Source organism: Bradyrhizobium neotropicale (genome assembly GCF_001641695.1).
Classification (GTDB): domain Bacteria; phylum Pseudomonadota; class Alphaproteobacteria; order Rhizobiales; family Xanthobacteraceae; genus Bradyrhizobium; species Bradyrhizobium neotropicale.
The window spans coordinates 12,897-38,796 of sequence record NZ_LSEF01000016.1 but is presented as its reverse complement, the minus strand read 5'-3'; the positions used below and the strand labels follow the sequence as shown (position 1 = coordinate 38,796).

At 64.6% G+C, this 25,900-nt stretch carries 22 protein-coding genes and 1 pseudogene; 7 read left to right on the top strand and 16 right to left on the bottom strand.

Annotated elements, in window-relative coordinates; genetic code table 11:
• Positions 1–114: 114 nt before the first annotated feature.
• Positions 115–393, top strand: coding sequence for a hypothetical protein (locus AXW67_RS02590; RefSeq protein WP_145927373.1), 279 nt, complete (start codon positions 115–117; stop codon positions 391–393).
• Positions 394–455: 62 nt separating this feature from the next.
• Here the strand turns inward: AXW67_RS02590 and AXW67_RS02585 are convergent, their stop codons facing one another.
• The 9 genes from AXW67_RS02585 to AXW67_RS43670 all read right to left on the bottom strand — a co-directional run bounded on the left by AXW67_RS02585 (position 456) and on the right by AXW67_RS43670 (position 10,632).
• On the bottom strand, positions 456–905 hold the full coding sequence (locus AXW67_RS02585) for a cytochrome c (protein WP_063676368.1): 450 nt from the start codon (positions 903–905) through the stop codon (positions 456–458).
• Between the two features lie 408 nt (positions 906–1,313).
• Positions 1,314–1,760 (bottom strand): c-type cytochrome, encoded by a 447-nt coding sequence (locus tag AXW67_RS02580; protein ID WP_027554770.1) that lies wholly within the window; start codon positions 1,758–1,760, stop codon positions 1,314–1,316.
• A gap of 86 nt (positions 1,761–1,846) precedes the next feature.
• Positions 1,847–4,156: a xanthine dehydrogenase family protein molybdopterin-binding subunit gene (locus AXW67_RS02575; RefSeq protein WP_063676366.1), complete on the bottom strand. Its 2,310-nt coding sequence runs from the start codon at positions 4,154–4,156 to the stop codon at positions 1,847–1,849.
• A 195-nt stretch (positions 4,157–4,351) separates the two neighbouring features.
• Positions 4,352–4,627, bottom strand: coding sequence for a DUF1127 domain-containing protein (locus tag AXW67_RS02570; protein ID WP_027554768.1), 276 nt, complete (start codon positions 4,625–4,627; stop codon positions 4,352–4,354).
• A gap of 264 nt (positions 4,628–4,891) precedes the next feature.
• Positions 4,892–6,418 carry a murein biosynthesis integral membrane protein MurJ gene (gene murJ / locus AXW67_RS02565; RefSeq protein ID WP_063676364.1) on the bottom strand — a complete coding sequence of 509 codons (1,527 nt, stop codon included), beginning with the start codon at positions 6,416–6,418 and terminating at the stop codon, positions 4,892–4,894.
• Between the two features lie 201 nt (positions 6,419–6,619).
• Positions 6,620–7,771, bottom strand: a complete 1,152-nt coding sequence (locus AXW67_RS02560; protein ID WP_063676393.1) for a DegT/DnrJ/EryC1/StrS family aminotransferase — start codon at positions 7,769–7,771, stop codon at positions 6,620–6,622.
• 53 nt (positions 7,772–7,824) lie between these two features.
• Positions 7,825–8,829 carry a Gfo/Idh/MocA family protein gene (locus AXW67_RS02555; protein ID WP_063676363.1) on the bottom strand — a complete coding sequence of 335 codons (1,005 nt, stop codon included), beginning with the start codon at positions 8,827–8,829 and terminating at the stop codon, positions 7,825–7,827.
• Between the two features lie 182 nt (positions 8,830–9,011).
• The gene (locus tag AXW67_RS02550; RefSeq protein WP_063676392.1) at positions 9,012–10,424 is read right to left on the bottom strand and encodes a mannose-1-phosphate guanylyltransferase/mannose-6-phosphate isomerase; all 1,413 of its coding nucleotides are present in this window, start codon (positions 10,422–10,424) and stop codon (positions 9,012–9,014) included.
• A 7-nt stretch (positions 10,425–10,431) separates the two neighbouring features.
• On the bottom strand, positions 10,432–10,632 hold the full coding sequence (locus AXW67_RS43670; RefSeq protein ID WP_245315383.1) for a hypothetical protein: 201 nt from the start codon (positions 10,630–10,632) through the stop codon (positions 10,432–10,434).
• 673 nt (positions 10,633–11,305) lie between these two features.
• Here AXW67_RS43670 and AXW67_RS02545 point away from each other — a divergent pair.
• Both AXW67_RS02545 and AXW67_RS02540 read left to right on the top strand, forming a co-directional pair.
• Positions 11,306–12,265: a lysylphosphatidylglycerol synthase transmembrane domain-containing protein gene (locus AXW67_RS02545; protein ID WP_063676391.1), complete on the top strand. Its 960-nt coding sequence runs from the start codon at positions 11,306–11,308 to the stop codon at positions 12,263–12,265.
• On the top strand, positions 12,262–13,272 hold the full coding sequence (locus AXW67_RS02540; RefSeq protein ID WP_027554761.1) for an MraY family glycosyltransferase: 1,011 nt from the start codon (positions 12,262–12,264) through the stop codon (positions 13,270–13,272). The genes AXW67_RS02545 and AXW67_RS02540 overlap by 4 nt, the downstream gene beginning before the upstream one ends.
• Before the next feature lie 6 nt (positions 13,273–13,278).
• On the opposite strand, the pseudogene AXW67_RS43665 reads toward AXW67_RS02540, so the two are convergent.
• From AXW67_RS43665 to rfaD, 5 genes and pseudogenes are all read right to left on the bottom strand, one after another.
• Positions 13,279–13,828, bottom strand: a pseudogene (locus AXW67_RS43665) (polysaccharide biosynthesis protein); the annotation flags it as partial.
• A gap of 1 nt (position 13,829) precedes the next feature.
• Positions 13,830–15,194 (bottom strand): SDR family NAD(P)-dependent oxidoreductase (locus AXW67_RS02535; RefSeq protein ID WP_430648694.1); only part of this gene is annotated, 1,365 nt, incomplete at its 3' end.
• Positions 15,195–15,293: 99 nt separating this feature from the next.
• Positions 15,294–16,580 carry an O-antigen ligase family protein gene (locus tag AXW67_RS02530; protein WP_063676361.1) on the bottom strand — a complete coding sequence of 429 codons (1,287 nt, stop codon included), beginning with the start codon at positions 16,578–16,580 and terminating at the stop codon, positions 15,294–15,296.
• Positions 16,577–18,061 carry a D-glycero-beta-D-manno-heptose-7-phosphate kinase gene (gene rfaE1 / locus AXW67_RS02525; protein WP_063676359.1) on the bottom strand — a complete coding sequence of 495 codons (1,485 nt, stop codon included), beginning with the start codon at positions 18,059–18,061 and terminating at the stop codon, positions 16,577–16,579. The genes AXW67_RS02530 and rfaE1 overlap by 4 nt, the downstream gene beginning before the upstream one ends.
• A 24-nt stretch (positions 18,062–18,085) precedes the next feature.
• Complete coding sequence (gene rfaD / locus AXW67_RS02520) at positions 18,086–19,066, bottom strand: ADP-glyceromanno-heptose 6-epimerase (RefSeq protein WP_063676357.1); 981 nt, start codon at positions 19,064–19,066, stop codon at positions 18,086–18,088.
• Between the two features lie 157 nt (positions 19,067–19,223).
• Here rfaD and waaF point away from each other — a divergent pair, with 157 nt between their 5' ends.
• On the top strand, positions 19,224–20,294 hold the full coding sequence (waaF, locus tag AXW67_RS02515) for a lipopolysaccharide heptosyltransferase II (protein WP_063676356.1): 1,071 nt from the start codon (positions 19,224–19,226) through the stop codon (positions 20,292–20,294).
• Positions 20,295–20,379: 85 nt separating this feature from the next.
• Here the strand turns inward: waaF and AXW67_RS02510 are convergent, their stop codons facing one another.
• The gene (locus tag AXW67_RS02510; RefSeq protein WP_063676354.1) at positions 20,380–21,147 is read right to left on the bottom strand and encodes an outer membrane protein; all 768 of its coding nucleotides are present in this window, start codon (positions 21,145–21,147) and stop codon (positions 20,380–20,382) included.
• Between the two features lie 316 nt (positions 21,148–21,463).
• On the bottom strand, positions 21,464–22,501 hold the full coding sequence (locus AXW67_RS02505) for a glycosyltransferase family 4 protein (protein ID WP_063676353.1): 1,038 nt from the start codon (positions 22,499–22,501) through the stop codon (positions 21,464–21,466).
• A gap of 127 nt (positions 22,502–22,628) precedes the next feature.
• Here AXW67_RS02505 and galE point away from each other — a divergent pair, with 127 nt between their 5' ends.
• From galE to AXW67_RS43660, 3 genes are all read left to right on the top strand, one after another.
• Positions 22,629–23,642 carry a UDP-glucose 4-epimerase GalE gene (galE, locus tag AXW67_RS02500; protein WP_063676390.1) on the top strand — a complete coding sequence of 338 codons (1,014 nt, stop codon included), beginning with the start codon at positions 22,629–22,631 and terminating at the stop codon, positions 23,640–23,642.
• Between the two features lie 132 nt (positions 23,643–23,774).
• Positions 23,775–25,583, top strand: a complete 1,809-nt coding sequence (locus AXW67_RS02495; RefSeq protein ID WP_063676352.1) for an ABC transporter ATP-binding protein — start codon at positions 23,775–23,777, stop codon at positions 25,581–25,583.
• Positions 25,584–25,619: 36 nt separating this feature from the next.
• Positions 25,620–25,900: fumarylacetoacetate hydrolase family protein (locus AXW67_RS43660; protein WP_245315378.1), on the top strand; the 281-nt coding region annotated here is incomplete at its 3' end.

The window sequence follows — 25,900 nt, the reverse complement described above, 5'->3', positions numbered from 1 at the left end:
GCAGCCTCACCTTTGGCGCGCCGCCCGCAAACATCCCTGATTCCGTCTCCCGATCTTCGTGTTGCCGCCACAAACAGCACTCACGAATGCGTGACCGCGTATGGGGAGAAAAAAGTGCGCGCACGAAGAATTTGGAAGGTCGTGGGGGCCAAACATCACCGCTCAGGTATCGAGCAGCTCCAGTTGGATCTGGCAGCGTTCAACCGGTGCATCGACGCACTGGAAAAGGCCGACGCAAATCCTCAGGACATAGAGGTGCTGACGACGCACGCGCTGACGCTTGCCGAACAGATCGACGAGGTGCGCTGGTCGAACCCCGCCAAAGCTCTGGGGTGGTTACTCGAAAACGAGACCCACAAGCCTGCCGCACGAAAAGCGTCGGGAACCGGCTGAACGGTCATTCGCGCCGGGAGGCACGACGGCGCCTCCGAAAAGCAAGGATGTGAGCCAACCGGTTACTTCAGCTTCACGCGATAGGTCTCGTGGCAGTCCTTGCAGCGGTCGTTGATGCTGGCATAGGCGGCCTTCAGGCTCGCGAGGTTCTTGACCTTGCCCTTGACGTCGGCGATCGCCTTCTGCACCGGCGGAATCTTGGAGTCGAAGTCGGCCTTGTTCTGCCAGACCTTCTGCGAGGCGCCGTAGTTCGCGTCCACGACGTCCTGCTTGGGATTGACTTCGAAGGTCTTGGCGATCTTGGCGACGTCGGCTTCGAGGTTCGTCAGCGCTTCCTCGACGGCCTTCTGATTGTAGGGGATTTCGCCCTTCGTCATTTTCTGAATGACCGTGTACAGGCTCTTGGCCTGCGACCGCATCAAATTGTCCTGCTGAACCGCGATCTCCTGCTGCGCCATCACGGCGCCCGCACCCAACAGCAGGGTGCCCGCGACAATCATCGTCCGATTCATTGGCCTGTTCCTCCGGCCCGCAGAGGTTTGCGCAAAACGACCATCCACCGCACCGGGGGCAGCGCGGTCCATCATGAATAGAACCCCGTGCGGAGCGTTTATTCCCGCGCCGGAAGATGATGATTTGGAGGCTGTGACGGCGGTGGTGCCCGTTGATCGCGATCCACACCCGCTCCGGGGTTGCCGGCATGTCGATGTGGTCGATCTTGTGTTCGTGCCGGAGGCCGTCGACGATCGCGATGACGACGGCCGGACAGGAGCCGATCGCACCGATCTCTGGTCTACCCTCGGCAACAGACGCCCGAGCAGACCATTCGAGCCATGATTCGAAGTAACCGAGTTGGCTGCACTCGGCGCAACAAGAAAGGGCGGCTGCTTCGCAACCGCCCTTTCTTCATTTAGCTCGCGTCAGCCGTTCTTCACGCGGAAGGTTTCGTGGCAGCCGCCGCATTCCTTGCCGACCACGGGCAGCGTTGCTTTCAGCGTGTCTATATCCCTAACCTTGCCCTTGGCCTCGCCGACCGTCTTGGCGAAGCTTGCGATCTTCGCCTCGAACCCGGCCTTGTCCTCCCAGACCTTCGGCGAGGTGTGGTAGTCGCCCTCGGGCTTGAGCCCCTTCGCACTGTCCGGAAACAGGCTCGGCAGCTTCTTGGCGGTGTCCTCGAACTGCGCCAGCGCGGTGTCCACCGTGGCCTGATCGTAGGGTTTTTCGCCCTTGACCATCGCCGAGAGCGCGCCGGCATTCCTGCCATTGCCCTTCATCAGGGTCTGAACCTGCTTGACGGATTCCGGCGACGCCCAGACTGCACTCAGGCCAAGCAGCAGCGCTCCCCCGACAACCAACACTCGCTTCATTCGTAAACCCCTTTCCCTGACGCAAGAATCGTGTCGACCTCATCCTTGAGGCCAACACCGCTTGGTGGATTTCATTCCTTATGAGATCACAGGCTATGACGGCGATGGTGCTCGTTGATCGCGATCCACACCCGCTCCGGAGTTGCCGGCATGTCGATGTGGTCGATCTTGTATTCGCGCCAGAGCCCGTCGACGATGGCGTTGACCACCGCGGGACAGGAGCCGATCGCGCCGGCCTCGCCCGCCCCCTTCACGCCCAGCGGATTGGTCTTGCAGGGAATGTTGTGGGTCTCGAACACGAAGGACGGACCGTCCGCCGCCCGCGGCAGCGCATAGTCCATGAAGGTCGCGGTGATGAGCTGCCCGTCACCGGCACCATAGACCACCTGCTCCATCAGGGCCTGGCCGATGCCCTGCATGGCACCGCCATGCACCTGCCCGGCGAGCAGCAGCGGATTGAGCGTCTTGCCGAAATCGTCGACGATCACATAGTTGACGATCTTGATGATGCCGGTGGCCGGATCGATCTCGACTTCCGCCAGATGCGTGCCGTTCGGATAAGTGCCGTCGGCGCTGGCGAAGGTCGCGCTGCCGTTCATCTTCGACGGGTCGGCGCCGGGGCGCTTGGCGAGATCGGCGAAGGAGATCGAGCGGTCGGTGCCGGCGATGCGGATTGCGCCGCCCGAAATCTCGAGGTCGCCGGCGCTTGCCTCCAGCGCCTGCGCCGCGATGTCTTTCAGCTTCTTGCCCAGCTCGCCCGTGGCACGCTCCACGCAGACGCCGCCTGTCGGGATCGAGGCCGAGCCGCCGGTGCCGAGACCGGTCGCGATCTCCGCGGTGTCGCCCTGGTGGATGTGCACGCGCTCGGGCGGCAGGCCGAACTGCTCGGCGACGATCTGGGCGTAAGCCGTCTGGTGGCCCTGCCCGCTCGACTGCGTGCCGATCAGGACCGTGACGTCGCCGTTGGGGTCGAGCCTGACATTCGCGGTCTCTTCTCCCATTACGCCGCAGATCTCGACATAGCTCGCAAGGCCAATGCCGCGGATCAGGCCCTGCTTCTTGGCCGACTTGGCGCGCTTGGGAAACTCCTTCCACTCCGCGATCTCCATCGCGCGCTTCAGATGCGCAGCGAAGTCGCCGGAATCATAGACCTTGCCGGTCGCGGTCTTGTAGGGCAGCGCTTTCGGCTGGATGAAGTTCTTGCGACGGATCGCATCCGGCGTCATGTCGAGCTTGCGCGCGCAAGCATCGACGAGGCGTTCGATGACGTAGGCGGCTTCAGGCCGGCCGGCGCCGCGATAGGCATCCACGGGAACGCTGTGAGTGAAGATGGTGCGCACCCGGCAGTGGAAGGCCTGGATGTCGTAGAGACCCGGCAGCATGCCGGCGCCGCCATGGGGAATGTAGGGGCCGAAGGTCGACAGATACGCCCCCATGTCGCCCATCAGGTCGCAATCCATCGCGAGGAATTTGCCGTCCTCGGCCAGCGCCATCTTGGCTGTGGTCACGTTGTCGCGGCCCTGCGCGTCGCCCATGAAATGCTCGGAGCGGTCGGCCGCCCACTTCACGGCCTTCTTCAGCTTCCGCGCGGCGACCGCCATCAGGGCGTATTCGCGATAGGGAAACAACTTTGTGCCGAAGCCGCCGCCGACGTCGGGGCAGATCACCCGCATCTTTTCGGTCGGGATATTGAGCACGTTCTGGCAGAGGATGTCGCGCAGGCGATGGCTGCCCTGGCTGCCGACCGTCAAGGTCAGGTGATCGTTCTTGGCGTCGTATTCGCAGACGGCCGCGCGCGTCTCCATGAAGCTCGCGACCACGCGCGGATTGACGATGGAGATTTCGGCGACCGTGTGCGCCTTGGCGAAGGCGGCTTCCGTCGCCGCCTTGTCACCGATCGAGACGTCGAACAGCACGTTGCCGGGCTTGTCCGCCCAGACCTGCGGCGCGCCGTTCTTCACGGCGTTGACGACGCCGGTTACGGCCGGCAAGGGCGTCCACTTCACTTCGATGGCTTCAATCGCATCGCGGGCCTGGTCGATGGTCTCGGCGACCACGAAGGCGACGGAATCGCCGACATGGCGCACCTCGTCCTTGGCCAGAATCGGGTAAGGCGGGCCGGTGAACGGATCGGTCTCGAGATTGAACAGGCACGGCAGATTGCCGAGATCCTTGACGTCGTCGGCGGTCAGGATCAGCGCGACGCCGGGCAGCGCACGGGCGCGAGTCACATCAATGCTGTATTTGGCATGCGCGTGCGGCGAGCGCAGCATCAGGGCGCGGAGGGCTGCCTGCGGCGCATAATCGTCGGTGTAGCGGCCCTTGCCGCGGATCAGCGCGTCATCCTCTTTGCGCAGCACGCTTTGGCCAACGCCGAACTTGATGGGAGCCGCCATTTTCTGTCCCGTCCTATGGTTGTTTTGCGGACCATATTGCCGTGGAAAAAGTGGCAAGGCAAACGGGATTACGCCGCGCCCCCATCACCATAAGGGTCTGCGATTGCGCCGCGAAACAAGTCCCGAGGAGCCCGCCAAAGGCGGACGTCTCGAAGGCTCCGCCACGAAGAAGCACCCACCAAGCTCCTTTAGGAGTCACATCCCACCACGGCTCCACAGATGTCGCGTACTATCTCTGAGCGTATCGATGGCGCGTCCAGGAGTGAGATAATCGATCTCACCACGCGTCAAGCCGATATCCATCAGCTCCCTGTCACTCAGGTCCTGCAACGTGATTCGTGAGCGCTGGCGCTGCTCCTGAAACGCACGCCAATATCGCTTGAGCAGGCTCAAGACGACGGAAAGTTCGAGGCGGAGCCTCGCGGCATCGACCTCAGTCTCGCTCGTGCCGTTCGTCAGTTGGGGTGGCATCGGATGCTCCTGCTGTTGTGCCGGCAGGGAGCGTGGCCAAAGAAAAGGCCCCGTCCGATGCCGGCGGGGCCTTTGTGAAAAGATGTCGTCGTCGAATTCCTAGCGCGCGACTCCTTCCACGGCCCAGCCGAAGCGGGTCATGTGGTTGAAGTCGACTTTGCGCACTGATTTGGTCATGAGGCGCGAATACCACAGCAATCGTGCAAAATCAAGGGATGTATGGAGGCCCACTGCATCCTAGGGGCGAGCGCTTCGTTCCGGCGCCTAGCCGCGCACCAGCGAGACCAGCCAGCGGCGACCGAACAGGATGAGGATCGCGAGCGCATAGACGATGGTGCCCCCGACGGCCAACAGGACCAGAGTCACTTCGTCCCGGAAGTGCATCGAGCCCAGCCAAGAACTGCTGAAGCGCGCGATCAGCCAGAAGGCGGCGGCGAGGATGAGCCCGGTCAGCAGGAATTTGGCGAGCGCCATCAGCCAAGCGCGGTCCAGCACGAGAAAGCCTCGTCGCACCGCGAAGAAGAGCACCAGAAGCAGATTGGTCCAGACACCGACGGCGGTGGCCAGCGCGAGGCCGATCTGGGCGAGCGATCCCATCAAGGCGACTTTTAGCGCGACGTTGACCGCGATGCCCGTCAGCGAGGCGCGGACCGGTGTCGCCGTATCCTTGCGTGCGTAGAAGGTCGCGACCGCGCTACGGATCAGCACGAAGGGGATCAGGCCGATGGCATAGGCCGCGAGCGTGGCGCCCGCGGCGGCGGCATCGGCCTTGGAGAACGCGCCGCGGGCGAACAGCGCGCGCATGATCACATCAGGCACGGTGATGAAGGCCGCGACGAAGGGCACCGAGAACAGCAGTGTGAAATCGAAGGCGCGACGCTGCGCCTTCATCGCGCCGTCATGGTCGTTGGCGGTAATTCGCCGCGACATCTCCGGGAGCAGCACCGTGCCGATGGCGATGCCGATCACGCCGATCGGGAGCTGGTTGAGGCGATCGGCGTAATAGAGCGCCGACAGCGCGCCTGCCGGCAGGAAGGTCGCGATGATGGTGTCGGCGAACAGCGCGACCTGCGTGCCCATCGAGCCCAGCGTCGCTGGGCCAAGCGCTCTGAAAAAGCCGCGGACATCTTCATCGATCTTCAGCGGCGCAAAACGCGGCAGGCCGCCATGGCGGGCGAGATCGCCGGCGAGCAGGAAATATTGCAGGAAGCCTGAGATGAGAACGCCCCAGGCCGCGGCGTGGCCCGCAGTCGGAAACCAGGCGGCGAGCGCCAGCGTCATCATCATCGCGACGTTGAGGAAGATCGACGCGGCCGCGGCGCTGGCAAAACGCTGCATCACGTTGAGCATGCCGCCGTAGAGCGTCACCAGCGTGATCAGGAGCAGATAGGGAAAGGTAATCCGGGTCAGTTCGATCGCGAGATGGCGCTGTTCGGCATCCTCGGTGAAGCCGGGCGCCAATATGCTCATGGCCTGCGGCATGAACAGCCAAGCGACGACCAGGAGCAGAACCTGCGAGGCCAGTAGCAGCGTGAAGATGCGGTCGGCGAACAGTTTTGCCGCCGCCTCCCCGCGCTCGCCGTGGACATGCGCATAGGCCGGGACCCAGGCGGCGTTGAAGGCGCCCTCGGCGAAGATCGCACGGAAATGATTGGGCAGGCGGAGCGCCACGAAGAAGGCGTCGGCCACGGGGCCGGCGCCCAGGATCGCCGCGAGCATGATGTCGCGCGCAAATCCCGTGAGCCGCGAAAGCAGCGTGTATCCGCCAACCGTGAAAATTCGCCCGAGCATGCGCCTGTTTTAGAGCATGGCAAGATTAGGTCTAGGTGCAACCCGCGAGGGAGGTTTGCCCCCTCCCCCGCTTGCGGGGGAGGGCCGGGGAGAGGGTGTCTCCGCGAGCGAGCCCCCCCGAGAGGAGAGAGCCCTCACCCGGATCGCTTACGCGATCCGACCTCTCCCGCAGGCGGGAGGGGTGAAGAAACAACGGCGAAATCAGGTTGAAAGCGCGCCGCGCACCGCGGCGATGATTCGCTCCTGGGCGGCCTCGTCGAGATAGGCGTGCATCGGCAGGCTGATGACGTCCTCCGACAGGCTCTCGCAGCCCGGCAGCCCGCCCTCTGCGACCGGATACTGCTTGTAGGCGGTCTGCTGGTGCATCGACTTCCCGTAATAGATCGCGGTCGGCACGCCCTGGGCCTTCAGCGCGGCGGCAAAGCCGTCGCGGTCGGTGCCCTTGGGCAGGCGGATGGTGTATTGCGCCCAGATCGAGGTGCAGCCGGGGGCGAGCCGCGGTACGGTGACCAAATTGCTGAGCCCGCGCGCGTAGCGTTCCGCGACCTTGTTGCGGGCGGCGATCTCGTCATCGAAAATCTTCAGCTTCTCGATCAGGATCGCGGCCTGCATGGTGTCGAGCCGGCCAGTCAGGCCGAGGCGGACGTTGTCGTATTTGTCCACGCCCTGCCCGTGCACGCGGATGCTGCGCAGCGTGGCGGCGAGCTCGTCGTCATCGGTGAAGATCGCGCCGCCGTCGCCGAAACAGCCGAGCGGCTTGGCCGGGAAGAAGCTGGTCGTGGTCGCGTCTGCCAGCGCGCCGAGCTTGCGGCCCTTGTAGCTTGCGCCAAACCCCTGTGCGGCATCATCGAGCACGAACAGGCCCTCGGCCTTCGCGATCTCGGCGATGGCATCGTGGTCGGCGGGCTGGCCGAACAGATCGACCGGAATGACCGCGACAGGCCTCAAGCCAGCCTTCCGGGCGGTCGCGATGCCGCGCTTCAGCGACTCGGGGCTCATGTTGAAGGTCGCTTCGTCGACATCGACGTAGATCGGCGTGGCGCCGGTCCGCGCCGCGGGCGAAGCGGTTGCGATGAAGGTGAACGACGGGCACAGGACGGCATCGCCGGGTCCGACATTCTTCGCCATCAGCACCATCAGGATCGCATCGGTGCCGCTGGAGCAGGTCACGACATGCTTGGCGCCGCAGTAAGCCGCAAGCTGCGCCTCGAGCTCGGTGACCTCGGGTCCATTGACGAACTGGCAATGGGTGAGAACGCGGCCAACCGCTTCGTCGATGGCAGAGCCGAGCCGGCGGCGCTGCGCGACGATGTCGATGAAGGGAATGGGATCGGAACGCAGATGCTGGTTCATGACGGCTTGCCGATTTTCCTGCAAGTTTTGAACGGTCGACGTATCAGAGGAGATCAGCCGGCGACGGCCCTCGGCCCCTTGCGGGCGGGCGAGGCGGCTGCGGGCCGCGACGGCGTTTCCAGGCACTGCGTGGCGATTTCGAGGCTGGCGACGCCCTCATCGCCGGTTACCGCCGGCGTCTCGCCGTGGCGGACGGCGTTGAGGAACGCAATCAGCTCGGCGCGCAGCGGCTCGTCATGGCCGACGGGCAGATGCCGCATCGAATAGCTGCCGTCCGGCTTGAAGCCGAAGCACTCGGTGACCTGGCGCGTCAACAGGTCGCCCATGACGTATTTGCCGCGGGTCGCGACCGTGACGCTGCGCGCCTTGAACGGCGTCAGCCAGTTGGTGTTGATGTGGGCGAGCACGCCGGAGGCGGTGCGGAACTGCAAGAGCGCGATGTCTTCGCGCTCGGCGACCGCGCTCGACAATTGCGGCTGCACCTCGACGATGTCGGACTCGGTGAACCAGCGGATCAGGTCGATGTCGTGCACGGCGAGATCGATGACGACGCCGACATTGGACATGCGCGGCGGGAACGGTCCGACGCGCGTGATCGCGATCGACAGGATGTCCTCGCCCGCGATCGCCTGCTTGACCGCGGCCACGGCCGGATTGAAGCGCTCGACGTGACCGACCATCAGCGTGACGCCGGCCTTTTGCGCGGCGGCGACGATCTCGCGCCCCTCCTCCACCGTCGATGCGATCGGCTTCTCGACCAGCACGTTGATCTTCTGGGCGATGCAGGCGAGCGCGATCTGGTGATGGAGATGGGTCGGCGCCGCCACGGTGACGGCATCGACGCCCTCGGCAATCAGCTGGTCGAGCGTCTCGAAGCTGTTGCAATTGGCAAGCTCGGTCGCGCGCGTGCGGTGCGTCGGCGACGGATCGACGACGCCGACCAGGCTGACGCCGGGAAGACCGGCGAGCACGCGTGCATGGTTGCTGCCCATCACGCCCGCGCCAATCACACCGACGCGCAAGCCGGCTTTCGCCGGTGCAGAGCTTTTGGAACTCATCTGAACGAACCCCGATTCAATGCAAATCCCCGGCGCCTCTCCTAGCACGGGCGCCACATTTGTGGCGAACGCCGAGATAGCGATCCGGACACGATTTGATTCAAAAAGTTACACGTTCCCCGGGCCTTAGCCGCCAAAGATACCGCCTTTACGGCCCGGATCACGTGATTCGGAGTTTGCTGTTACGACCTTTGATAGTCGTCTTCAATCCGAATGATATCGTCTTCCCCGAGATAGGAGCCGGTCTGGACCTCGATCAGTTCCAGCATGATTTTGCCGGGATTTTCCAGCCGGTGAACGGCGCCCATCGGGATATAGATCGACTCGTTCTCGTGCACCGTCTTCACCATTTCGTTGACGGTCACCCGGGCCGCGCCGCGGACCACGATCCAGTGCTCGGCACGATGATGGTGCTTCTGGAGCGACAGCCGCCCGCCCGGCTTGACCACGATGCGCTTGACCTGATGGCGCTCGCCATTGTCGACGGACTGATAGCTGCCCCAGGGCCGATGCACCTTGAGATGCTCCTCGGTGACCTTCGGCGCGATCGTCTTGAGCTTGGTCACGAGGCGCTTGAGGCCATTGGCGTCCTTCTGGCGCGAGACCAGGACCGCATCCGCCGTCGCCACCACGACGAGATCGTCGACGCCTTCGAGCGCGACCAGCGCTGAATCGGTCGTGACGTTGCAATTGCGGGAATCCTCGAACGCGACGGTGCCGTGCGCGGCATTGCCCTGCGCGTCCTTCTTCGACAGCTCCCACACTGCGTGCCAGGAGCCGACGTCGGACCAGCCGCAGGACACCGGCACCACCGCGGCGCGCGCGGTCTTTTCCATCACGGCGTAGTCGATCGAGATTGCCTTCACCGAGCCGAACGCCGCCTGCTCGAGCGTCACGAAGCCGAGATCGCGGCCGGCATTGGCGACGGCATCGGAAACCGCCTGCACGCTCGTCGCGTCGATTTTGCGATATTCGTCGAGCAGCACGGCGGCCGGGAACATGAAGTTGCCGCTGTTCCAGAGATAGCGCGAGTTGACGTAATCAGCCGCTTTCACGGCGTCCGGCTTCTCGACGAACTTTGCAACCGCGTGCACCTCCCCGGAGATCGCCTCGCCCGGGCTGATATAGCCGTATTCAGTCGCCGGCCGCTCCGGCTTGACGCCGAAGGTGACGATGTGGCCGGTCTGGGCCGCAGCGAGACCTTCACGGCACGCAGCGACGAAGGCGGGATTGTCCTGCACCACATGGTCGGCGGCGAGCGCGAGGACGATCGCGTCATTGTCGCGGCTCTGCGCAAAGACGGCACCGGCGGCGATCGCCGGCCCGGAGTCCCGCCGCATCGGCTCGAGAATCACGTCCGCTTCGATCCCGATCTCGGCGAGTTGCTCCAGCACCATGAAGCGGTAGGACGCATTGGTGATGACGATCGGACGATCGAACAGCGTTTCATCCGAAACGCGCATCAGCGTGTCCTGGAAGGTCGAGCGGGTGCCGAACAGCGGCAGGAACTGTTTGGGGCGCACCTCGCGCGAGGCCGGCCACAGCCGGGTCCCGGCGCCACCACACATGATCAGGGGAATAATGCGTTTGTCCATCGTCATCTCAAACCTTGAAGTAGTCGCGATAGCAGGCGACACAGTTGCGGACCCCTTGCTCGATCGGATTCGACTGGACGAATCCGGTGTCGCGCATCAAGTCCCCGATATCGGCGAATGTCTCGAGCACGTCCTTCGGCTGCATCGGCAGCAGATCCTTCATCGCCGTTCGACCCAGCTCGCACTCCGGAAGACGGACGGCATGCATCAGATCCTCCGGTCGGTGATGCGGACACTGTCAACGCGAGACGGCGCATTTGCGGCAGCCGGATCATCCGCAGGCACCGATCCGTGAGTTTGGATACTACACGGGTTACGTCCTCAACATAAGTGAGGTCATGAGTGAGGTCGCGGGGCATTCTGCCATGGTTAAAGAGCCGGATCGGTCTGCCCGCAATGATCCCATTCACAAACGGAAACATGACCATGTCAGGCCGTCCCCACCAGCCGGATTTGGTCAAGACGCGCAGGCGCGCGCTCTGCACGGCAAACCAGTTTAGCCGCGGCGCCATAAACGCAGGATGACGACGCGCCGACGAGATGACGACAGCCTTCGAGCTGCCGGACGACCTGATCAAACCGGCGGCACAAGTGACCAAGGTTGCCTGAGCCGTCATCCAGTTCCCAAAGCGTGCTTCGCCGCGCCCACGCCGGGCGCTTCTTTAGCCGCTGCGTCGAGGGGGTCGCAATAGCCCCGACGCTCCGATCCGGGCCCTCTCATCAGAGCTCTTTCATCAGAGCTCTTTGATCAGGGCTCTTTCATCAGGGCTCTTTCATCAGGGCTATTGCAAGATTGGCGCCAAAACCATACCAAAGCGGCCAAATTCGGCGCCTCGCGTCGGGTGACCTCAATCATCGCAAACCCTGTTCATGCGGGCGAGATGCGCCGAATCCTGCTGTCGACGATCAAAATCCTGATCTCCGCCGCGCTTCTCTATCTGGCGCTGCGCAAGATCAACCCGTCCGAGCTGATTTCGCGCTTCACCGTGACCAGCCTGTTCTGGATCGGCATGGCGATCGCGGTCACGTTCCTGCAGATCTTCATCGGCGTGCTGCGCTGGCGCGAGATCAGCGCCGCGTGCGGCGCGCCGCTCGAGCTCGGCCGGGCCATGCGCTACAACGTGATCGGCGCATTCTTCAACCAGACCCTGCCCTCCGCGATCGGCGGCGATGCGGTCCGGCTCTGGCTCGTCGCACGTGCCGGCGCCGGCTGGCGCGCGGCGACCTACTCGATTTTCGTCGACCGCGCGATCGGACTGGTTGCGCTTGCGATTCTCATCGTCGCGAGCCTGCCGTGGAGCTACAATCTCATCACCGATCCGAATGGGCGCTCGGCGCTGCTGCTGCTCGACCTGGCCGCGCTTGCCGGCGGGATCGGCTTTCTGATCTTCGGTGCGCTGAAATGGTCGTGGCTCAAGACCTGGTGGGCCACCCATCACATCCATGCCTGCGCCGTGATCGCAAATCGCGTGATCTTCAACCGCAGGCGTGGACCGCTGGTCGCAATCCTGTCGATTGTCATTCACGTGCTGGCGGTCGTGATCGCCTGGTGCGTGGTGCAGTCGATCGCCGCGCCGGTGAGTTTCGGCCAGGTCTTCCTGCTCATTCCGCCGGTCATGCTGATCACGTTGATGCCGATCTCGATCGCCGGCTGGGGCGTGCGCGAGGCGACCATGGGTCTGGCTTTCGGCTTCGCCGGCCTTGCCGCCAATGAGGGCGTCAACGTCTCGCTGCTGTTCGGCGCCGTCTTCTTCATCGTCGGCGCGTTCGGTGGCCTGGTCTGGATCTTCAGCGCGGAGAAGGCCGCGCAAGGATCGGCCCCGATCGAGGTGCCGGAGTGACGACGTTCGTCTCCGGTCCGGAAATTGCGGTGGGGCTGGTACTGGCCGCACTGCTGTCTGCCTGTATCACCTGGCGGAGCATGCCACTGCTGCAGCGCTACGCACTGGCCCGGCCAAACGCACGCTCCTCGCATCGGATCCCGACGCCGCAGGGCGCGGGTATCGCGGTCGTCGCAGCCACTCTGCTGGTCGCCACGCTCTGGGCCACCTGGACCTATGCCGCGATTCCATTACCCCTGATCGGCGCCACCGTGCTGGTCGCGCTGGTCGGGCTTGTCGATGACATCAAGCCTCTGCCGGTCGTCGTACGGCTGTTGTTGCAGGCAGCAGCCGTGATCACCATCGTGTTCTCGGCACCGGAGACGCTGCGCATCGTGCCCGCCCTTCCGCTTGGCTTTGAACGCGTCCTCATCGTCATCGCCGGCGTCTGGTTCGTGAACCTCGTCAACTTCATGGACGGTCTCGACCTGATGACGGTGTCCGAAGTGGTGCCGACGACGGCTGCGCTCGGGCTGCTTGGATGGTTTGGCGACCTCTCACCGTCCACCGGACTGCTCGCGACGGCCCTTTGCGGCGCCATGCTCGGCTTTGCGCCCTTCAATCGCCCGGTCGCCAAGGTCTTCCTGGGCGATGTCGGCAGCTTGCCGATCGGCCTATTGCTCGGTTGGTGCCTGCTGGAGCTCGCCTGGCGCGGCCAGATCGCCGCGGCGCTGCTGCTGCCCGGCTACTATCTCGCGGATTCCACCATCACGCTGTTCCGGCGCATCGCACGGCGCGAGCCGTTCTGGTCGGCGCATCGCACGCATTTCTATCAGCGCGCCACCGACAATGGCTTCAAGGTCCCGCAGGTGATCGGCAAGGTGTTCGCGCTCAACCTCGTGCTCGCGCTGCTCGCTATCGTCACGGTCCGCACCGGGTCGAGCACGATCACAGCGCTTGCGCTCGTGGCCGGAGCGATCGCGATCGGCGTCGTGCTGCGGCGCTTCTCCCATCCTCGGGCATCCTGAGGGACGTCAGGCGGCAGTCGAGCCGAATTCCGGCACCGCATCCTTCAAGATAGTCCGGATGGTGGCCCGATCATCGCGCGCGATCGCCTGCTCGAGTGCCGTGATCCATTTGCGCAGGGTCTGCATCGGCGGCTCGTTCGGCTGCGCGGCCATGATGCCGGCGATACCGATCTCGGCCGTCGGCTCCTCGGAGGCGAACAGGATCTCGTGCAGGCGCTCGCCCGGCCGCATCCCCGAGAACACGATCTCGATGTCGTGGCCGGGCTGGAGCCCGGACAGGCGGATCATCCGCTCGGCCAGATCGACGATCTTGACCGGCTGGCCCATGTTGAGCACGTAGACCGACACGTTCGAACGCTGCGTGCCGAGCGCGTGCGTCGCCGCCGTGACGACGAGATCGCAGGCCTCGCGGATGGTCATGAAGTAGCGGACCATGTCGGGATGGGTGACCGTCACCGGGCCACCGGCCTCGATCTGGGCCTTGAACTTCGGCACCACCGAGCCGTTCGACGCCAGCACGTTGCCGAACCGGACCGAGATCAGCCGCATCGGCGGCNCTTGCCGCCGCCGGCCGCGACCGCGAGGTCGTGATCGAGCGCCTGGCAATACATCTCCGCGAAGCGCTTGGTCAGGCCGAGCATCGACACCGGCTCGATCGCCTTGTCGGTCGAGATCATCACCATCGCGTCGGCACCGGCGGCCAGCGCGGCGTCGGCCACGTTGATCGAACCGAAGATGTTGGTCTTGACCCCCTCGCTCCAGTCGCGCTCGAGGATCGGCACGTGCTTGAGCGCAGCGGCGTGGAACACGATGTCCGGCTTGAACTCGGCCATCACCCGCATGATGCGCTCGCGGTCGCGGATGTCGGCGATCCGGCCTTCGATCGTCGCCATGGCACCATGCACCGCGAGCGCTTCCGTGACCGCATAGAGCGCCGGCTCGGAGTTCTCGATGATGAGAAGACGCGCGGCACCGAAGGCCACGAGGCGCTCGCAGATTTCGGCACCGATCGAGCCGCCGCCGCCGGTGACGATCGCCGCCTTGCCCGCGATGAGGGCTTCCAGCCGCGCATAGTCGATCTTCTCGCTGGGCCGCAACAGCAGGTCCTCGACCGCAACCGCGGTGAGCCGCGGCGTGTCGCCGCTTTCGAGCGAGGGCATGCGGTTGACGATCATGCCGAGCTTGCGCGCCCGCATCAGGGTCGATTCCGGATGAGACTCGGGCTCGAAGGCGGACGGCGTCATGATGACGCGGGCGATCGCCTTGTTGCGCTTGGCGAAGTCGTTGTTGATGTCCTCGAGGTCGTCAAGGCCGCCCAGCACCGGCACGTTGCGGATGGTCTGGCCGCGGTCCGCGCGCGATGGCGACAGCACGCCGACCGGCCAGAGGCGCTTGATGGCACCGCTCTCGATGCCGCGCAGGAGCACCTCGGCATCGGCGGCGCGGCCGATCAGAAGCGTCGGCGCGGCATCGTCGTTCCGGGCGTGGCGGCGCACGCGGGTATAGCGGAAATAGCGATAGGCCAGGCGCGATGCGCTGAGGAAGGAAATTTCAAGAAACCAGTAGAGGACGATCGTCACCTTACCGAGAAAAAAGGCGCCGCGGACGTTCGGGGCGACGAAGATATAGTCGAGGACCAATAGTGCCACCGTCAGCACGGTCGCGACGCGGATGATGTTCAGCGCGTCGGGCAGCGAGATGAAACGCCACTTGGTGTCGGTCAGGTTGAAGATGAAGAATACGACCACGCTGAAGGCGAGGAAGTAGGGCAGGATCTGGAATAGCAGCGGCAGGCGGTGGAAAAAGCCCTCGTGGCCCTCGAACCGCAGGTAAAAAGCGACGAACAGCGCCGCCGCGGTCGCCAAGAGGTCGTGGAGCGCGATGAGGAGTTTGCGCAAGGTGAGATGCGAAAGACGCGTCATCCGCCGGCCGATGAATATCCAGTTTGGTGCAACCTGACCGCGCTGATAGCCCATATCAGCGAGACTTGCCAGCGTAAGACTTGCCAGCAGCGCGGCGGCTCAGGAACCGGCATCTCCCACTTTCGGCGCGTCGCGCCGCGCTCCCAAGACCATGCCGCCGGCAACGCCGACGCCGAGGACGTACATCCAGCCCTCGTGGAAGTCGAACAGATGGGAGTTGAACAGCGAGGTGAAGATGTTCTGCACCACGACCAATAGTCCGATCCAATTGACCAGTCCATCGCCGCGAAACAGGAGAAGATGGAGAATCCAGGTCGCGTAGAGAACGACAATACCAATGACACCCCACTGCACGGCGACGTTCAGCGTCTGGTTATGCGGATTGCCGACCACCTCGCCGGAAGCCTGGGTGATGCCTCCGATCGCGACCTGTTCGAACAGTCCGCGCGTCGCGCCGGTACCATGGCCCCTGATGGGTGCCTCAGCGAAGAAGCCGAGGGATTTCCGCCAGAATTCGAGCCGCAGGCCCATCGAGGTCGCCGCCCCCCTCTCCCTGTAGAGTTGATAGTCGCTCGAAAATGTGTCGGCCGTGCTGCGCAGGTACGGCGAGGCCTGCCAGGCGACCAGCGCGGCGACAACGAGGCCCGCGGTGATGATCAGGATGCTGCGCCACCTCAGATGAAGCAGCGCGAACACCGCGAACATGATCGGAACCGTGACCAGCGCGGTGCGCGATACCACCACGAAGGCCATGTTGGCGAGGAAGCTGAACGCAAGCGCAGTGAGCAGCCCGGCGAGCCAGTACCGTTTCTCCCGCAGCAGCATCACGACCGGATAGGCGAGCGCGACCGCGCACACCGTGAATTCCTGGCCCTGGTCGATATGATTCTTGACGATGATGCCGCGCTCGATGCCGCCCGGCTTGATCGTCAGGCTCGGATAGAAGGCGACCAGCCAGGATGCGGCCGCCAGTAATGCGCAGGAGACGAGGAAGGCGGTGAACACCCAATATCCGCGCGACGAGCGCTCGAAATGATAGAGCAGGATCGGAAGCACGAGCAGCTTGACCGTGGGATTGACCGCATAGAGTCGCGCACCCCACGCCGCATCCGACCACAGCGTCCCCACCAGCGCCAGCAGGAACAGCGCGATCGGCGCCGCGCAGATCGGACGCTTCAGGTGTTGCAGGAATGCCCTGAGATCGAGGAACGGCACCATACAAACGAGCATCAGGGCATTGAAGATACCCACAAGCGACGTCGACCAGGGCAGCGAGGCCGCGGTCAGGACCGCAAACACGTCGGCAGTCTCGCTCCAGGCCGCCGGACTGCGCAGGCGCCGCAGTAGCAGCGCGCTCGTTGATTCCTTCTGCGCGAGCGCCGTCACTTGCTCCCACTCCGTGCGCGATGGACCAGCGCCGTCGTGCTGAAGCCCTTGAGGATGTCGACCAGCACGACCGTTCCGCCCGCGGCCTCGACCACTTCGTGGCCGACCACCTGTTCGCGGGTGTAGTCGCCGCCCTTCACCAGCACGCTCGGCTTGATCTGCGTGATCAGATCGATCGGCGTATCCTCCTCGAAGATAACGACGAGATCGACGGCTTCCAGCGCCGCAAGCACCTCGGCGCGCGCACGCTCGTCCTGGACCGGGCGGTCGGCGCCCTTCAAGCGTCGCACCGAAGCGTCGCTGTTGAGGCCGACGATCAGGCGGTCGCAGGCCGCCCGCGCCGCCGTCAGGACCTTGACATGGCCGGGATGCAGGATGTCGAAACAGCCATTGGTGAAGCCCACCCTCTGTCCCTGTCTGCGCCATTCGGCGAGCTGCGCGTCCAGCGCACCGGCCTCGAGCACGATCTTCTCCTCGGCCGCGAGATAGGCATGCGGCAGGATCTTTCGCCGCAGCTCGGCCGAGCTCACGCTCGCCGTGCCCTGCTTGCCGACGGCAACGGCAGCGGCCGCATTGGCCATGCGTAGCGCCGTGTCCCAGTCCGCGCCCGCCGCAAGCGACACCGCGAGCGCCGCGGCGACGGTGTCGCCGGCGCCGGAGACGTCGCGCACCTTCACGGGGTAGGCCGGCACGTGAACCGCCTCGCCGCCACGCGGCACCAGCGTCATGCCGTGCTCGCCCAGCGTGACCAGGATCGCCTCGCAATCGGCAAGCCGCATCACGTCTTCCGTGGCATCGACGATGCTCTGCGTGGTGTCGGCGCGGCTGCGGGTGGCTTCCGCAAACTCCTTGCGATTGGGCGTAAGCAGCGTGGCACCGCGATAGATTGCCCAGTTGAGGCTCTTGGGATCGACGATCACGGGCTTGCCGAGTTTTCGTGCAGCGTCGATCACGTGGCGGATCACGCGCGCGGTCAGGACGCCCTTGGCGTAGTCCGAGAGCAGCACGACGTCGGCGCGCGCAAGCTGCGGCAGAATCGCCTCGATCAGCTTCGCCTCGACCGCGTCGGAGGCAGGCTGCGCCTGCTCCCAATCCGCACGCAGCATGTGGGTGGAGAAATGCTCGGAGACGAAGCGGACCTTTCGCGTGGTCGGCCGCGACGGATCGCACACCAGCACGCTTTCGATGCCGGCCTGCTCGGAAAGCGCAGCCGCGAGCCGCTTGCCACCGTCGTCATCGCCGACGAGACCGATGAAGATGCAGCGCGCGCCGAGCGATGCCACGTTGCGGGCGACGTTGCCGGCGCCGCCGATATGGCTCTCGCTGCGCTGCGCGGCGATCACCGGCGCCGGGGCTTCCGGCGAAATGCGCGACACCTCGCCATAGACGAACTCGTCCAGCATGATATCGCCGATACACAGTACCGTGCGGCGCGCGATGTCTTGTGCGAGGGCATCGAAATCGAGAATGGGCGTCGGCATGGTGCTTACTATGATCCTTGGATCTCAGCGGAAGCGATCGGGCCGGTCGAGATAGCCGCCAACATAGGCCTTCACCGCATCCTCGAGCGTCGTGAAGCCGCCGTTATAGCCGGCACCGTGGAGACGATCGACCTCGCTCTGGGTGAAGTATTGATAGCTGCCGCGGATCGACTCGGGCATGTCGACATATTCGATGTTCGGCTTGCTGCCGAGCGCCGCATAGGCTGCCAGCATCAGGTCCTTGAAGCTGCGCGCCTTGCCGGTTCCGACATTGAAGATGCCGGACACCGATGGCGTCGCGACCAGCCACGTGATGACCCGAACGACGTCGTCGACATAGATGAAATCGCGGCGCTGATCGCCGTCGGCGATGCCCTCGCGATGCGACTTGAACAGCTGCACCATGCGCCCTGCCCTGATGTCGTCGAAGCGCCGCGCCAGCACGCTCATCATCGAGCCCTTGTGGTACTCGTTCGGGCCGAACACGTTGAAGAATTTCAGGCCGGCCCATTGCGGCGGAAGCTTCTCGCCGCGGGCGACGCGCTCGGCGACGGCAAGATCGAACAGATACTTGCTCCAGCCGTAGAGATTCATCGGCCGTAACTTCTTCAGCGCGGCGAGCGAGGCGTCGTCATCAAAGCCTTCGGCGCCGTCGCCATAGGTTGCCGCCGACGAGGCATAGATGAACGGCACCGTGTTCGTCGTGCACCAGTCCAGGAGGCGCATCGACAGGCGGAAATTGGTCTCGATCACGAGATCGCCGTCGGTGGCGGTGGTCTCGGAAATGGCGCCGAGATGGATGATGGCGTCGAGCTTGCGGCCCTTCAGCCAGTCGAGCAGCTCGGCCGGGGGAACGATGTCGGCAAGCTGGCGCTTGGCGAGGTTGCGCCACTTGCCGTCGGTGCCGAGGTGATCACAGACCACGACGTCGCTGCGGCCGGCGTCATTCAACGCGGCGACGACATTCGATCCGATAAAACCGGCCCCGCCGGTCACCAGCAACATTCCCAACTTTCCTGCCCGATTGTGCGGCCCGATCCTGCCGTAGCGCATGATCCGCCAAAGTGTAAGCAGTTTTGGGACCGGTCCCCTCCCGGCTTTACGTTCCGCTTCGGAGCGGGTAACCGAACCGCCACATCAGCGCAGCCGGCCTCATCAATAAATGAATCAAAATTCACAAATTGGCGGAACTGAGGACCCGAGCGACGCGCGCCCGATCCTGATCGTTCCCTATATGTGGATCGGCGATTTCGTCCGGAATCACACCGTCGTGCGCGTTCTGAAGGACCGCTGGCCGAACCGGCCGGTCGACCTCCTGACCACGTCCCTGTGCGCTCCGCTGGTCGATTACATGCCGGGCGTCCGTCGTGGCATCGTCTGGGACCTGCCCCGCAGCCGGCTCGCCGTCGCCCGCCAGTTCGGCTTGGCGCAGCTATTGCGCGAGCGGAACTATGGCACCGCCCTGGTGCTGCCGCGAACCTGGAAAGCGGCCATCGCGCCGGCGCTGGCGGGTATTCCCGAGCGGGTCGGCTTCGTGGGAGAATTCCGGTTCGGCCTGCTCAATCGCTGGCGATGGGGCGAGAAGCGGCTACCGCGCTTCATCGACAAGAACGCCGCCCTCGCCCAGCCCGACGGTGCCCCGCTGCCACCGGAATGGCCGGTGCCGCAGCTGCGGGTTCCGGCCGAGGAGATCGCGCGCTGGCGGCAGGCCAATGGCCTCAGCGCGGGAGCAGCCGTGGCGCTCGCGCCGGGCTCAGTCGGCGTCTCCAAGCGCTGGACTTACTATCCCGAGGCCGCCCGCCTCCTGGTCGAGCAGGGTCTGGAGGTCTGGGTGGTCGGCGGTCCCGCGGAAAAGGGGCTGGCCCAGGAAATCGTCGCGGCGGGCGGACCGGGCGTACGGGACCTGACCGGCACGAACTTGCGCAACGGCGTTTTGGCCATGGCGGCCGCAGGCGTCGCGATTTCCAATGACTCAGGCCTGATGCACATCGCGGCGGCGCTGGGAACGCCGACCATGGGCATCTTCGGTCCGACCGACCCCTATCTCTGGGCGCCGCTCAACGGCCTCGCCGAGACCGTAGTCCAGAAAAAAAGCGTGCTGTCCTGCCAGCCCTGCCAGAGCACCATCTGCCGGATGAACGACCATCGCTGCATGCGCGACATCGCAGCGTCGGAAGTCGTGACGATCGCGCAGCGGGTGCTCGCCGAAGCCGGCGCGCGTGCCGAGCGGTAGGCGGATAGCCCTCCATCGGGGAGCTAAGTCAAAATAGAAAGGCCGGCGCAACGCCGGCCCTTCCAGGACTAAAGCGAAGGCAAGGTCAGTACTTCGCGACCACCGGCCCCCCGAAGCGATAGTTCAAGCGGACCAAGCCCATGTCGACGTCCTGGCTGATTCGGTAGCCCCCGAAGAGAGCTCCCGCGGGGTTGGTGAAATTAACATCGCGGTGTCCCAGGAAGATGTGATCGTACTCGACACCCACCGACCAATTGGGAGCGAAGCCGACTTCTAGACCGGCCCCAACCGTGCCGCCCCAGCGAGTCTCGCGAGCGGAAGCGAGGAGCGTGCCGGGAACAGCGGCGCCCGGCCCCGTCAAGATGTCGTCCTTGTCGCCGACCACCGCCGCGCCGCCCTTCGCATACAGTAGCACATTGTTCCAAGCGTAGCCCACCTGCCCCGTGATCAACCCGAAGGCATCGATCCGCGTACGATGTCGGAAACCGGTAAAGAGACCGATGTTATCGCCCGAGAAATCGGCCCAGTTGCCCTGCCCCTCGATACCGAACACCCAGTTGGCCGTCTGCCAACGATAGCCGACCTGACCACCAACCGTGCCGCCGGTTGAATTGTGGCATCCCTCGCGAATAGCAGGAACGATCGGAAACCCTGCATCCGAAATCGCATCCCTGCACGCATGCGCCGAGCCACCCCCGCCGTTGAGTCCGACGTAGAAGCCGCTCCAATCGTAGATGGCCGCAATCATGGGCGGCGCTTTGGTGTAAGGCCGCGCCGCGAGGTCCGCCGCGCTGGCCGGAGCCGAGATTGCCAACGCAACGGCACCAATCACACCAGTCAGAATTTTCTTCATCGAAAAGGCCCCAATCAATCAAAGCGCCCCGGCGCTCGGCAACCAATGATTGATAGGCGAAATCCTGTCTGCATACTGTAGTGCAGATGCAACACTCGGCGGACGTCACTCACGCCTTGGACGTCTCATATGGGCCATGAACGACAAGTGGACGACTTTTGCGATGATGAACGTCTAGAGGTGTTTTGCCCGACGTGTCAAACGGCTTCGAAAAATCCGCAAGGCTTCCACCGGCGGTCAAGGCATCGCACCAGCCGTCATCGGCTACTTTGCATGGGGTTGTTTTCGATATTTTGGTTGCGCCCGGAGCGCTGGCTCAGAGCAGCGGACGATAAACGTCCCCGATCCGCGCCGCCTCGGCATCGAGGCTGAATTCTGCCAGCACGCGCTCACGCCCGCGCTGCCCCATCACTGTTGCAAGCGCCACATCGCGCATCAACGGCTCGAGCGCCGCGACGAGCGCATCGACATCGCCGGGAGGCGTCAACACGCCGGTGACGCCATCCTTGACCACGAGCTCGGCCGCGCCCGCGCGCGCGGCCACCAGCGCACTGCCCGCCGCCATCGCCTCGATCAGCGTCAGGCCAAATCCTTCGTTGCGCGAGGTGAAGGCATAGATCGTCAGCCGCTGATACCAGCGCTGCACCTGTTCGATCGGCAACTCGCCGGTGATGACGATGCGCGATTGCAGGCCGGCGGCTTCGATCCGCTTCTTCAGGTCGTTCGCGAACGCAAGCTGCTCGGTCGTGACCTGGCCGACGATGATTGCTGTGAAATCCGGATACCGCGGCAAGAGGCGGCACATCGCATCGACGAAGACGTCGGTGCCCTTTTGCGCGCGCACGCGACCGAAGCAGCCGATGGCGTAGCGGCCCGGCAGCCCGCTCTCGGCGAAAGCCGCAGCGCGATCCTTGGGCGGCGCATAGACGTCGGTGTCGACGCCGTGCGGAATCACGGTTGCCTTCACTTTCAGGAACGATGCGGAGATTTCGCTGGTCGCGATGATCGCGTCCATCCGCCGGATCAGCCAGCGCGTGATCCAGCTATGATGGCGCTGCGCGGCCGAGGTGAAGACGAGCCTCAAGGGCCAGCCGAGCGCGCGCAGCACGACGCCCGCGATCATCTCGTTGTTGCGGCGCGCATGCCAGACTAGCTGTGCCTTGCGGCGCCACAATTTCAGAAAATCGGCAATGCCGAGGCGCGCGATCCCCTCAGGCGCGTCCGAGCCGAACCACGCCGCGCGCAATAGCTTCGCCAGGCGCGGCGCCACCATGCGGTTGGTCGCGGTGACGCCGGAATAGCGCCTGTGCAGATTTGGCACGATCACCTGGAGATCGCCGGGGAAATTCGCCACTTCACGCTCCGTTTCGGAAGCCCCCTATACGCAACATTAAGCATAGTGACCAGTTCAGCCGCGCCGAAACCCCCTCTTCACCGCGCAAACGTTAGCTTTGGCGGATGATCGAAAGACGGGTGAGATCATGACTGTGCTAGTCACCGGCGGCGCCGGCTATATCGGAAGTCACACGGTTCTGGCGCTGGCGGAAGCCGGCGAGGACGTCGTGGTGATCGACGATCTCTCCACCGGCTTCTCCGCCTACCTGCCCGAAGGTGTGCCGCTGTTCATTGGCGACGCCGGCGACGAGAACCTGCTCGAAGGCGTGATCGCCCAGCACAACATCGAGAGCATCGTCCATTTCGCGGGCTCCGTCGTCGTGCCGGACTCGATGCGCGATCCGCTCGGCTACTACCGCAACAACTTCATGACCGCGCGCAATCTGCTCAACGTCGCAGTCAAGCGCGGCATCAGCCGCTTCATCTTCTCCTCGACGGCCGCCGTCTACGGCAATCCGGACCAGGTGCCGGTGCCCGAGCACGCGCCGACGCGGCCGCTTTCGCCCTATGGCTCGTCGAAGCTGATGACCGAGATCATGCTGCACGACGTCGCGTCCGCCTACGGCATGCAATATGTCGTGCTACGCTACTTCAACGTCGCCGGCGCCGATCCGCAGGCCCGTATCGGCCTTGCCACCGTCGGAGCCACGCATCTGCTCAAGATCGCGGTCGAGGCCGCGACCGGCCAGCGCGCCAAGATCGACGTGTTCGGCACCGACTATCCGACCCAGGACGGAAGCTGCATCCGCGACTTCATCCACGTCAGCGACCTGTCGCAGGCGCATCGCTCGGCACTGTCGTACCTGCGCGGCGGCGGCGCCTCGACGACCCTGAACTGCGGCTATGGCCGCGGCTATTCCGTGCTCGAGACCATCGACGCCGTGCGGCGGGTCTCGGGGCGCAGCTTCGCGGTCCAGTATGCGCCGCGCCGGCCCGGCGACATCATGGCGATGGTCGCCGAGACCAGCCGGATTCGCAGCCTGCTCGACTGGCAGCCGCAATACGAGGACCTCGAGACCATCGCGGCGCATGCGCTCGCCTGGGAGGAAAAGCTGTTCCGCGAGCGCCACGGCGAGCTCCGCCACGCCGCCTCGGCCTAAAATCCACCCTCCTAAATCCAGCCCTGCGCAAGTCCTTAATTGGGCTTGAAAAGCCTCGCTTTAGCGGGCACAGAGGCCATTCGATCCCTGACGCGCGGGCAGGCTTTTCCCTGCGCCGTCAATGGACTACGGATGGCCCAGTTTCCAAAGAAAATCACCGACGATCCCTATGCGGCAGCGATCCTGATTCGCCGCCTGGTCATGGAACAAGGGATCACCTACTGGCGGCGTTATCTTGTCGCCTTCGCGCTGATGGCGCTCGCCGCCGGGTCGACCGCGGCGGCGACCTACGTCCTCGGCCAGGTCATCAACCAGGCCTATGTCGACAAGAACATCCCGGGCATCGCGATGTTCTCGGGCATCACCGTGATCCTGCTCTTCATCAAGGGCGTGGCGACCTACGGCCACATGGTGATCCTGACCAAGATCTCGAACGCCATCCTCGCCACCAACCAGCGGCAGCTCTTCGCCAAGCTGATGCGCGAAAGCGTCGGCTTCTTCTCCGAGCGGCATTCGTCCGAATTCCTGGCGCGGCTGACGGCCGGCGCCAAGTCGATCACCGACGTCCTCAACATGCTGGTCAACGCCATCGGGCGCGACCTCTTGATGCTGCTCGCCATGATTGGCGTGATGGTGTGGCAGGATCCACTGATGTCGCTCATCGGCCTCGTCGCGGTGCCGCCGGCGATGCTCGTGCTGCGCAAGCTGGTCAAGCGCATCAAGGGCCTCGCCTATAACCAGTTCACCGGCACCGCCGACATCCTGGAGACGATGCAGGAATCGCTGCAGGGCATCCGCACGGTGAAGGCTTTCACGCTCGAAGAGACGATGCAGCACCGCATCGACGAGAACATCGCGATCGTCGAGCGCAATGCCAACAAGATGGCCCGCGTCGCCAATCGCTCCAACCCACTGATGGAAATGCTCGGCGGCTTCGCAGTTGCCGGCTGCCTGCTCTATGGCGGTTACGCCGTGGTCGCGCTCAACGCCACGCCCGGCGCGTTCTTCACCTTCATGACTGCGTTCCTGATGGCGACCGAGCCGGCCAAGCGGCTGGCGCGGCTCAATATCGACCTCAACAGCCAGCTCGTCGGCGCGCGCATGCTGCTCGAGGTCGTCGACAGCCCGGCGAGCGAGCATTCCGACGACGACAAGCCGGCGCTGAAGCTCTCTGATGCGCGGATCGAGCTGCGCGACGTCAGCTTCGCCTATCGCTCCGGGGAGACCGTGCTCAACCGCATGAGCTTCACGGCCGAGCCCGGCAAGGTCACCGCGCTGGTCGGCCCCTCCGGCGGCGGCAAGTCGACGGTGCTGGCGCTGCTGCTGCGCTTCTACGAGGTGACGCAGGGCGACGTCGTGATCGACGGCCAGTCGATCACGACAGTCTCGCGCAAGTCGCTGCGGGCGCAGACCGCCTATGTCGGCCAGGACGTCTATCTGTTCCGCGACACCATTCGCAACAACATCGCCTTCGGCCGGCCCGGCGCAACCGAGAACGAGATCATCGACGCCGCGAAAGCGGCCTGCGCGCATGATTTCATCGTGAGCTTCCCGCTCGGCTACGACACGCCGGTCGGCGAACACGGCACGCAGCTCTCAGGCGGCCAGCGCCAGCGCATCGCGGTCGCGCGCGCGCTGATCAAGAACGCGCCGATCATCCTGCTTGATGAAGCGACCGCCGCGCTCGACTCCGAGTCCGAAAAACAGGTGCAGGAGGCGATCGAGCATCTCTGCCAGAACCGCACCACCATCGTGATCGCGCACCGCCTGCACACCATCATGCACGCGGACGCGATTCTGGTGGTCGAGGGCGGCGAGATCGTCGAGCAGGGCCGGCACGACGAGCTGCTGCGCCGCTCCGGCCGCTACGCCTCGTTCTTCCGCCTCCAGCATCACGACGCCGGCCCCCTGGGGCTGGCGCCGATCAGCGCAACCGCTTAGCATTCCTCATCACCCCAAGAGCAGCGAGACCGCTTCATGAACGCCGCCTCCTACGTCATCCCGCTTCCGCCCCAGGCTTCGCTTCCCGTCGTCGGCGAAAGCGGCCGCTACCCGGTGCGCCGCATCTGGTGCGTCGGCCGCAACTATCTCGAGCACATCCGCGAGATGGGCAACGACGAGCGCGCGCCGCCGTTCTTCTTCGCCAAGCACGCCGACATGCTGGTGCCCGATGGCGCCACCATTCCCTATCCGCCGCTGACCAAGGACCTGCATCACGAGGTCGAGCTGATCGTCGCCATGAAGAGCGGCGGGCTGAA